At 66.1% G+C, this 8,996-nt stretch carries 8 protein-coding genes and 2 pseudogenes; 5 read left to right on the forward strand and 5 right to left on the reverse strand.

What is annotated here, in order from left to right:
• Nucleotides 1-132: 132 nt before the first annotated feature.
• A pseudogene (locus tag AC2VOP_RS13050) lies at nt 133-555 on the forward strand (recombinase family protein); the annotation flags it as partial.
• Between the two features lie 51 nt (nt 556-606).
• Here AC2VOP_RS13050 and AC2VOP_RS13055 read toward each other — a convergent pair.
• Nucleotides 607-1,764, reverse strand: a complete 1,158-nt coding sequence (locus AC2VOP_RS13055) for an IS630 family transposase (RefSeq protein ID WP_486961364.1) — start codon at nt 1,762-1,764, stop codon at nt 607-609.
• A 100-nt stretch (nt 1,765-1,864) separates the two neighbouring features.
• Here AC2VOP_RS13055 and AC2VOP_RS13060 point away from each other — a divergent pair, with 100 nt between their 5' ends.
• A complete protein-coding gene (locus tag AC2VOP_RS13060) occupies nt 1,865-2,212 on the forward strand; it encodes a hypothetical protein (protein WP_486961365.1) in 348 nt (115 codons plus the stop codon).
• A 19-nt stretch (nt 2,213-2,231) separates the two neighbouring features.
• Nucleotides 2,232-2,831, forward strand: coding sequence for a hypothetical protein (locus tag AC2VOP_RS13065; protein WP_486961366.1), 600 nt, complete (start codon nt 2,232-2,234; stop codon nt 2,829-2,831).
• A 196-nt stretch (nt 2,832-3,027) separates the two neighbouring features.
• Here the strand turns inward: AC2VOP_RS13065 and AC2VOP_RS13070 are convergent, their stop codons facing one another.
• The 3 genes from AC2VOP_RS13070 to AC2VOP_RS13080 all read right to left on the reverse strand — a co-directional run bounded on the left by AC2VOP_RS13070 (nt 3,028) and on the right by AC2VOP_RS13080 (nt 6,481).
• Complete coding sequence (locus AC2VOP_RS13070) at nt 3,028-4,650, reverse strand: replication initiator (RefSeq protein ID WP_486961367.1); 1,623 nt, start codon at nt 4,648-4,650, stop codon at nt 3,028-3,030.
• Nucleotides 4,647-6,047 (reverse strand): FtsK/SpoIIIE domain-containing protein, encoded by a 1,401-nt coding sequence (locus AC2VOP_RS13075; RefSeq protein ID WP_486961368.1) that lies wholly within the window; start codon nt 6,045-6,047, stop codon nt 4,647-4,649. Before AC2VOP_RS13075 ends, AC2VOP_RS13070 begins: the two co-directional genes overlap by 4 nt.
• 89 nt (nt 6,048-6,136) lie before the next feature.
• Nucleotides 6,137-6,481 carry an SCO3933 family regulatory protein gene (locus AC2VOP_RS13080; protein ID WP_486961369.1) on the reverse strand — a complete coding sequence of 115 codons (345 nt, stop codon included), beginning with the start codon at nt 6,479-6,481 and terminating at the stop codon, nt 6,137-6,139.
• A 256-nt stretch (nt 6,482-6,737) separates the two neighbouring features.
• Between AC2VOP_RS13080 and AC2VOP_RS13085 the strand changes: the two genes are divergently transcribed.
• The gene (locus AC2VOP_RS13085) at nt 6,738-7,565 is read left to right on the forward strand and encodes a DUF5919 domain-containing protein (RefSeq protein WP_486961370.1); all 828 of its coding nucleotides are present in this window, start codon (nt 6,738-6,740) and stop codon (nt 7,563-7,565) included.
• Between the two features lie 3 nt (nt 7,566-7,568).
• Complete coding sequence (locus AC2VOP_RS13090) at nt 7,569-8,420, forward strand: inositol monophosphatase family protein (protein WP_486961371.1); 852 nt, start codon at nt 7,569-7,571, stop codon at nt 8,418-8,420.
• A 262-nt stretch (nt 8,421-8,682) separates the two neighbouring features.
• Here AC2VOP_RS13090 and AC2VOP_RS13095 read toward each other — a convergent pair.
• Nucleotides 8,683-8,996 (reverse strand): annotated as a pseudogene (locus tag AC2VOP_RS13095) (hypothetical protein); the annotation flags it as partial.

An 8,996-nucleotide genomic window follows, 5' to 3' on the forward strand; every position in this document is an offset into this window, starting at 1 on the left:
GACATGAAGTGATCCGACCCAGCAATCGAGCGGCCACAGGCGCGACACGCCAGTGGTCCCATAACTGGCAAACGGGTGGTCCAATGAAACTGGCTAAACCCTGGTCAAGGTGGTCCCATCACCGTGGCGGTCGACACTGTGTTGGCGCGGCTGGATTCACCGCAGTTGGCCGACGTGTTGGCCGGCAAAGCCACCGCTGATGCCGATGTCACCGCGTTGGCCGCGCAGGTCGATGCCGATCGGGGGCGTCTGGATGAGTTGGCCGGGTTGTATGCCGACAGTGCGATTACGGCGCGGGAGTGGATCGCGGCGCGTGATCCGATCACCGAACGCATCACGACGGCCCGCCGAGATATCGCCACCGCCACCGACACCACGGCGGTGTTCGAGTTGGCTGGAACCGGCGGGGTGTTGCGCACGGAGTGGGACGGGCTGGATTTGGGTCGCCAGCAGGCGATCATCAAAGCGGTGTTGGATCACGCCGTGATTGCACCGGGGACACCTGGCTCACGCAGTTTGGATATCGGTCGCGTAGAACCGTATTGGCGCGTTTAGCTGCGCCGCAGGCGACCGGCTTAGTGGTCTTGCCCGTTAATTCGTCGGGGGTCATGCGGCAGCGGTGTGTTGGTCGAGTCGGCTGAGATGTTGGTGTGGGTCAGCGCTGGTGTATCGCCAGCGGAATGGTTCGGCGGTGCAGTTGTAGCAGTCCTGGAACGCGGTCAGGCGTTGCTCGAGCGCGACTAGGTCGGGAAAGTCGTTGGGGGTGAGTACTTTCCGCTGGACGATCGAGAAGTAGATCTCGACCTGGTTGAGCCAGGAGGCGTGCACGGGGGTGTGGATCATGACCGCGTTGGGGTAGCGGGCGCTGAGCCGGTCGATCGCGGCGGTGCCGCGGTGCGAGGAGCCGTTATCGACGATGAAGAACACCCGGGTGGCTGATGCGTAGGGCTGGCTGGTCATGACCTGATCGACCAGCCGGGTGAACTCCTTGATGCCGGTGGAGGTCTCACAGCGGCCGAATACCCGGGCCCGGTGCACGTCGTAGGCGGCCAGATACGCCAGCGCGCCGCGGCGGTGGTAATCGTGATTGACCCGCATCGGGTGGCCGGGCCTGGCCGCCACGGTGGGATGGCACCGGTCGCGGGCCTGGATCGAAGGTTTCTCGTCGGCGGAGATCACGTACTCATCGGCTCCCAGCGCGGTGCCCTGATAGGTGCCGGCGTACAAGTCGAGGACCACGGCGGCCTTGGCCTCAAAGTCGGGGTCGCGCACGAAGATCCACGACCGGTGTTGCCATGGCTTGAGTGCATCGTGGTCCAGCCAGCGCCGCACCGTGGAAACCGATGCCGTGATGCCGTCGTGGTGCAGTTGGGCGGCCAACTCGGCAGCACTCCACCGTGACAGCGGCAGGTCGTGTTCGGCGGGCAGTGCGCACGCCCAGGCGGTGACTTTGGCCCGCTCAGTCGCGGTGTAGATCGGTGGGCGCCCCGGGCGTGGCGCATCGGCGAGGCCCTCGATGCCCTTGTCGGCGAACCGGGCTCGCCACTTGCGCGCGGTGTCCACGCAGATGCCCAATTCCTCGGCGATCGCCGCGTTGGTCGCGCCGTCGGCGGCCAACAACACGATCAGTGCGCGCAGCACCACCTTTTGTGGTGTGGCCCCGGCGCGCACCCAACGGTTGAGGGTCTGGCGATCCTCGTCGCTCAACATGATCCGGTAGGGACTGACCATCACCATGGCGAGACCCGAGTCAGATCGCCACATTCATCCCTCATGCCCCAACCGTCACAGTCTCGTGGTCACGGGACGGTCACGACACGCCGCTAACCGCCCCGCGCTGCAGCGATCGGGCACCATCGAAGCCATGCCGAAGCCACCGGAATCCACCAAGAACTCGCTGCGCTGGAAGCTGCGCGAACATGCCACCAACCGGTGGCCGCAGCTGACCGCGATCACCACCCGATTCCGCGGCCAATTCGCCTACATCGACGCCGCCCTGCCCGACCAAACCGTCATGCCGTTGATGCGGCTGCGCTACAACGGCTCGGCCAGCATCTGGGGATTCGCGATCTACCTGGCCAGCAACGGCAAATACGAAGACTCATTCCTGCCCAACGGAACCCCCTCGGGCAGCCCCGAAGAAGCCCTCGACTGCGCCTGCGGCCTCTACCTCGGCGACCCCACCGCCTGGCAACAACCCCCGACGAATTAACGGGCAAGACCACTTAGGTATGCAGGTCGCGTATCGTCTGTGCGTTGAGTTCCTTCGTGCCGCCGAAATGGTGCCAGTTGATGTGTGCCCCGCTCGGATGGAACCAGCCCATGGCAAGTGTCTTGCGGCCGAGTTCTTCGAGGGTTTGCGCGACCACGACACCATCGGCGTCGATAACCTGGTCGCCGACGAGTTTCCAGCCGTGGTCGAAGGCGATCAGCCGAGCGATCTCGGTATGACTTCTGCCGACGAAGGTTGTTACGCCGACCTGTATCTCGGCGCCTCCGGGTACATTTCGCATCCCTGCTTCCTTTCTCTTTCCCCTGCTCAGCACAGTCGCGAGGTAAGCTCGATCACTGTTGTCACCAGTTCCATTATCCGGTGTCTTAGCGCGACGACGGCCGGAACTTTCCATCTGCCGATTCGCCAGACCGGTACCGTCGCCGCCTTCAAGTTGACCGGCGCGGGCAGCGTTGAGCGGCGGCTGCGGCCTGATCTGGAATTCGTGTGCCAACACGCCAGCGGCAAGGCCGTTTCCGATCATGCCGTCATCGCTTCCGGCGCCTCGGGGATTTTCGGCGTAGATATCGACCGTGCGCGGCGGGTGCGGCGGGTGTGAACCGTTAACCCAGCCGGGCGGACAGCGCCGAGCAAGGTGGCGATCCGGCTAATGACGGTGGGATCAGTCACGATGGCCGGCACGTTGTTTCGTTCACACGACGCGGTCAGCCATGCGACGAACTCGGGACGCTCATACAACGGCAGTACGTCGAGACCATTGCAGCCTGCCCTGCCGCCGGCGGGTGCTGTGGCCATCATCCGGCACCCGGCGACGTGGGCGGCGCACTTCTCGTGGCGGTTCGGGTTTCGTTGATGCCGGTGATGCGGGCGGCAATATGGCGCAGGGCTGCCGAGACGACCAGGACGCGCTCACCGGCGCTACCGTGTCCGGCATGGTCGAACTCCCAAGCCACCACATCGGGGTCGATCACGTCGTGGAACTGCTCATCGGGTGCTGTCGTTTGACGAGAGCGTTTCGACTGATTGCGTTGCGCCGCCGCTTTTATCGCCTGGTGGCGGGTCCAGGTGGCCCGGGCGCTGCGCAGGGCACCCATCGTGGTGGAGTAGTGCCGGGATTTGGTGGTGATGTGCCCGCGATAGCCCAGGGTATGCAGCCAGCGCCCGATCCCCGCCAATGCGCCACCGCCGTGCTCGGCCAGCCCGGCGATGGTGGCCATGATAGCCCGCACATGGTCGCTGACGGCCAGCTCACCGATCGCTTCGGCGGACAATCGTCGGGCGGTGATGCCGAAGTCGTGCAACGATTTGGTGACGTACTTCGCCAAATATGCAGCGACCCGACGTGGTGAGAGCCGCGGTGAGGCGCTTGTCCGGGTTCCCGTCGTGACGGGATCGTGCGCGGCCGTGCCGGTTTCGGCTGTCAAAGCTTGGGCATCGATTTGGGTGCCAAACCGCAGCGTCCGCACGCCGCCCTGGTCCGGGTGATCGTCACCGGCGGGTATCTCGATGCGGACACGACCGGCGGCGTGGTGAATCAGGGCGGTCAGTTCGGTGGCTGTGATCGGTGACGACCAGCCGGGATGCTGGCCGATGATGCGACGGGGCTCCCCACCACCGCACTCGGCGGCGGGGCCGTAACCAATGTGGTCACGTGAGGCGGTGGTAGCGGTGGCGGTATCTCCGGGTGGGTCGAGCCGGATCAGCGCGTGAATGTGCGGGATGGCGCGGGCTTGCAGCTCCACCACCTTGACGAAACTCACCCGCACCGAATCCGTAGATACTCCAACGTCTTTCAGGTGTGTAGTGACGGCGCGTCTCAGTGCGATGGTGAAGCGCCGCCACAGCTCGGGCAGATGCCAGGTGAACAGCACATGCCCGAGATAGTCATAACATTGCCCGCACAAGGGTTGGCCCACGTCGGGACCATCGACGGCATGAGTCTTGGTGCAGTGCAGCGGGTTGCCGTGCCGACAGTACTGTGTCGCCTCGCGTGGTGTGCGGGCGTGGCAGGTGGTGCCGGTGGCGTTGTGCACCGCCCCGTAGCCGGGTGCGGTGAGCGTGGCAAACACCTGCGGGCGATCGGCGACTTCAGCGGGTACGTCATGATGACCGCCAGCGGCACCGGCGTGCACCAGCTGCCAGGTGTCGCGGGCATACAGGTCCGCGCACGATGGGCAGACGGCGGCGCGACGGTTGTTGCAGCGCGTCCACACCGTATGCCGGCGCCCGCCCGTGTCGGCGCCGACCAGCTCGATCGGGTGGGCGCAGTAGCCGACCGATTCCACCCGCCGCCACCACGTCTCGAAGCGCGGCGAGGAGGCACGGCGGCACATCTGGCCGATCACCGCATCCGTATCGACGGTGGTGGGCAGGCCCGGCAGCACGATCACCGGATCCTGCGTCGTTACGGTGTTCACCGGTTGCCCTGTTCGCCGGCGCGCGGCGCCCGAAAGGTGCGGGCCAATGCGGTGATGTCGCTGTCGGTGACGTGGAAGGCGCGGACCCGTACCGGTTCGGCAGTGCCGTCGACCATCACGTACCCGACCCCAGGTGTCGCATCTGGGATGAGGTCGCATTCGGCGCCGGCATCACGGGCGCCTTGGCCGAGCACCATCGCGGTCTGGGTGGCTTCGGTCATGCGCAGCCCGACCCGCACGGTGAACAGTTGCCGCACAGGGAGGGTGTCTTTGGCCGGGTCTTGCACCGCGGCGATCACTGAGATACCGACCGCACGCCCCTGGGATAGCAGCAGCCCGAGCAGTCCTTCGATCTCGACGCGCAGCTTGCGATCGGTGACGTAGGCGGTCAGTGCGGCAACCTCGTCGATGACCACCACGTACAGCGGTTCGGCCGGGGTGGGGGTGTGCAGTCGGGTGTGGCCGCGCAACCGGGTCGCGCGCGCCTGCATCAGCTCCACCAGCTGGCGCAGCATCTCCACAGTTCGCGCCGACACGTCGGTGCGAAACACCGAAAACATCGGCGCGCCCGCACCCAGTTCCATGCCGCCTTTGGGGTCGATCACGCACAGTCGCACCCGCCCGGTGTTGACCTGGGGTGCCAGCCCGGCGATCAGCGACCACAGCACCGAGCCCTTGCCCGCTCCGGTAGCCCCCGCTACCAGGATGTGGTTACCGAGAACCGGCAACGTCCACCAGCGTCGGGATTCGGTGATCCCGACTCGGACCGCACTCGCATCGACCGGCGTTGTCGGGGTTGGCATCGGCAGGCCTACGGGGTTGGCCAGCACGTCACCGCGCATGATCGTCACCCGCAGCTCTCCTGGGGTTGTCGGGCGGATCGCCAGGCGGTCAGCGCGCCAGGTTGCCGCCAATGCCGCGGTCTGCTTGTGCCAGTCGTTGACCGATTGACCGGTGGCCACCCGGACCACCAGTACATCGACACCGCGGCCGATGCGCACCGAGCACAGTTGCGGAACCAGCACGCGATCACCGGCTTTGGTGGCCAGCCCGTGCAGGGTGCACACCGATTGCCAGTTGCGGCGATACCGCGACCATGATCCCCAGCGCTGCCGGACCGGATCGAGCACCCACGCATCGAACGTGCGCGGGTCCAGGATCGCCCACAGGACGTAGGTAGCGGTGGCCAGCGATGCGGTCGCAAAACCCGCGCGGGTGCCGTGGCTGACTCCGCTCCAGATCGCGAGCACGACGGGGATGCTCACGGCGGGAAACAGGATCGCCCACCACAGCAGGTAACCGGTAGCGGTCAGCAGCGAAGAAACGAGTTCGCCGAACCAGTCGGCATCAGCTGATTCAGGTTTACCGCGGCCGGCGGGATGGGATGTATTCGACATGATGTCACGCTTTCTTCAAAAATCGTTGGCGAGATGATGGGGCCGGCCCGGTCGCACACGCTCGTGCAACCGGGCCTGCCCCTTGGCTGTCAGCGGCCCTGCTGGCTCGATGACTTCGCTACAGCGGCGGCCGAGTCGGCGGCGGTGATCGCCTCGGCGCGAAATGCCACACCGCTGCGGTCACCTTGGCTCCACGGGATCGCCACGAGACCGGACACCGAGACCGGTTGTGTCACGGCAATCTTCGGATCACCGACCACGGTGACCGTCAGGACTTCACCGCCGGTGTCATCGAGGGCGAGCAGCTGAATCGAATACAGCTGCGCCCCGGTGGCGGGGTCGATCTTCGGGCTTCCGCTCTCGAAGTTCAGTCGCGGCTCAGCCGGCTTGGTCACGATGAAACGGCTCGTTGATGTATCGAGTTTCAAACGCATATCGCACCTCCAGGGTCGGTTGTTAACCGTTGTTGTGCAACGTGTTTCGCTGCACCACCTCACTTCAGCAGTTCGCCGAGGACATGTCGGCCCCATCAGGTGGACATCTACGGCCACCGGATGGACAGATAGGGACACCGAGCGGACACGCGCCCATCGGCGGAGTATCCGGGGGTGATTTCGGCGTCAGGTGTGGCCGCGTTCGCTACTGTGAATGCCGCGATCCGCCGATCACTGGGGAGGAACACCGGGGGCCATGGCAGCATCGACGTCCATCCGCGATCCCGCGTCCGGTGCCCGGCTCGCCGATGCCCTCGCTGCCAAGCAGATGACCGTGCCGCAGCTTGCCAGCAACGCCAAGGTGTCGATCAAGTCGATCCGGCGCTGGCTCAAGGGGGAACCGATCAACCGGGCGGCTGCCTATGCTGTCGCGCAAGCCCTCGAAGTTCCCGTGTGGGAAATCTGGCCCGACCTGGGACCAACCAACACGCCCACCACGGCGGTGACAGCCGATGATGGCGAAACCGAACCGGCGCTGTCGGTGGCCGACCACGGCATCATCGACGCATTCGTATCCCGCGCTGAGCTGACCCGCGCCTACCCACCCGCGGAAATACTGGCCGAAGCCACGCGAGTGCAGGTCATGGGCTTATCGCTGAACCAGGTCGTGCAATCGGTCTCCGACCGGCAGCTACGGGCAGCGCTCGGCGGCGGCCTTGAGCTGCAATGCCTGTTTTTGCAGCCCTACAGCCGCTACATCACCGACCGAGAATCCGAAGAAGCTCACGCCGCCGGAGTCTTGTCGCAGCTGACCGCAACCAACATCGACACCCTCAAACGCGCCCGCCGCCACCTGCCGGCCGAGATGGCGCACCGGTTGCAGTTGCGCACCTACGATGCGCCGCTACGGTTCCATATCATGGTCGTCGACGACTCACTGGCGCTCGTCCAGCTCTACCTACCGACCGCACGCGGCACCGAATCACCCGCACTCGTGCTCCGACCCACCACCACACCACCGGACCTGTTCACTGAATTCGCCACCGTCTTCAACGACGCCTGGGCCACCGGAAACGAGGCGTAACCGTTGACCAGCCCGACCCCTGACCGCGCCCAGCTCGACCGCTACCAGCTCATCGCGTTGCAGGCGGTGGCCATCGGCACCCGCACCCTGACCGACGCGCACGGGCCAGGACGCATCACCGACAAAACCGACCGCGACATCGTCACCGAAACCGACTTCCACGTTCAGCAGGCAGTCATGCGCCACCTATCAGCCGCCACACCCGATGCGGTGTTTCTCGGCGAAGAACAAACCGGCCAGATCGCAGACGATGCCCTGACGCAGATCACCCCAACCGAGTTCGGTGACGCCCCGCTTGCCTGGGTTCTCGACCCCATCGACGGCACCAGCAACTACGCCCACGGCATCCCGCTGCACGCGGTCTCACTGGCCCTGGCCTGCTTCGGTGAACCGGTCGTCGCCGCCACCGCCATCCCCGCCCTCAACACCACCTACCACGCCACCCGCGGCGGCGGCGCCTTCTGCAACAACCAGCCCACCCGCGTACGCAACACCACCGACCTGCGTAAGGCCATCGTCAGCATCAACGACTACGCCACCGGCGACAACGCCGAGACGAAGAACCAGCGGCGCCTGGCCATCACCGCAGCGCTCATCCCGGCCGTCGAACGCATCCGCATGTTCGGTGCCGCCACCATCGACCTCGCATTCGTCGCCGCCGGCCTCACCGACGCCGCCATCCTCGACACCAACAAGCCGTGGGACACCGCCGCCGGAGTTCTCCTCGCCCGTGAAGCCGGGGCCGTCGTCACCGATCTCAGCGGACACCCACATACCGCCACCGGCGCCAGCACCCTGGCCGCAGCCCCAGCCATCGCCGCCCAACTCACACAGCTCACCGCCCAACCACGCTGACCACACTGCGCCGGTGGCCGGCTCCCTCCGGGCTTCGCTGCGCTCCCTTGCGCTGCCGTCCGCTGGCGCTCCCGTCCGCGCCGGTCGCTGCGCTACACCCTGCGTCCGCCGACCACAACACACCTCCGCCCACGCCCAGGGCGGACCAGCCGAGCCAAGACGCCGAGCACTGACGCTGCGCCCAGCCTCGGCACAATCACTGGCCTATGGCGTCCGCAGAAGCCGATCCTGACCCCGCCGGTGAGGACTTTCTTCACTGGTATCAAGTGCGGAAATAGAAGTACGCGGCGCCGTCACCACCGTTGCCGCCCGGCGAGGTTCCACTTGAGGCACCACCGGTACCCCCAGCCCCGACGGCGCCAGTGATCTCGGTCATCCCGGAGCTGATGGTCTGGGTGTATCGCTCGACCCCGCCGCCGCCACCGCCGCCACCACCCAAGGTGCCACCCGTTCCGCCAGCGCCACCGCCGCCGCCCCCACCCGGCGACGCACCGTTGCCCCCAGCGCTGTTGTCACCTGCGGCACCGCCGATACCGCCCGTGTAACTTTGCCCATTGAAGATGACGCTCGGCGAGT

This window comes from Mycobacterium sp. TH-M106 (assembly GCF_057473765.1).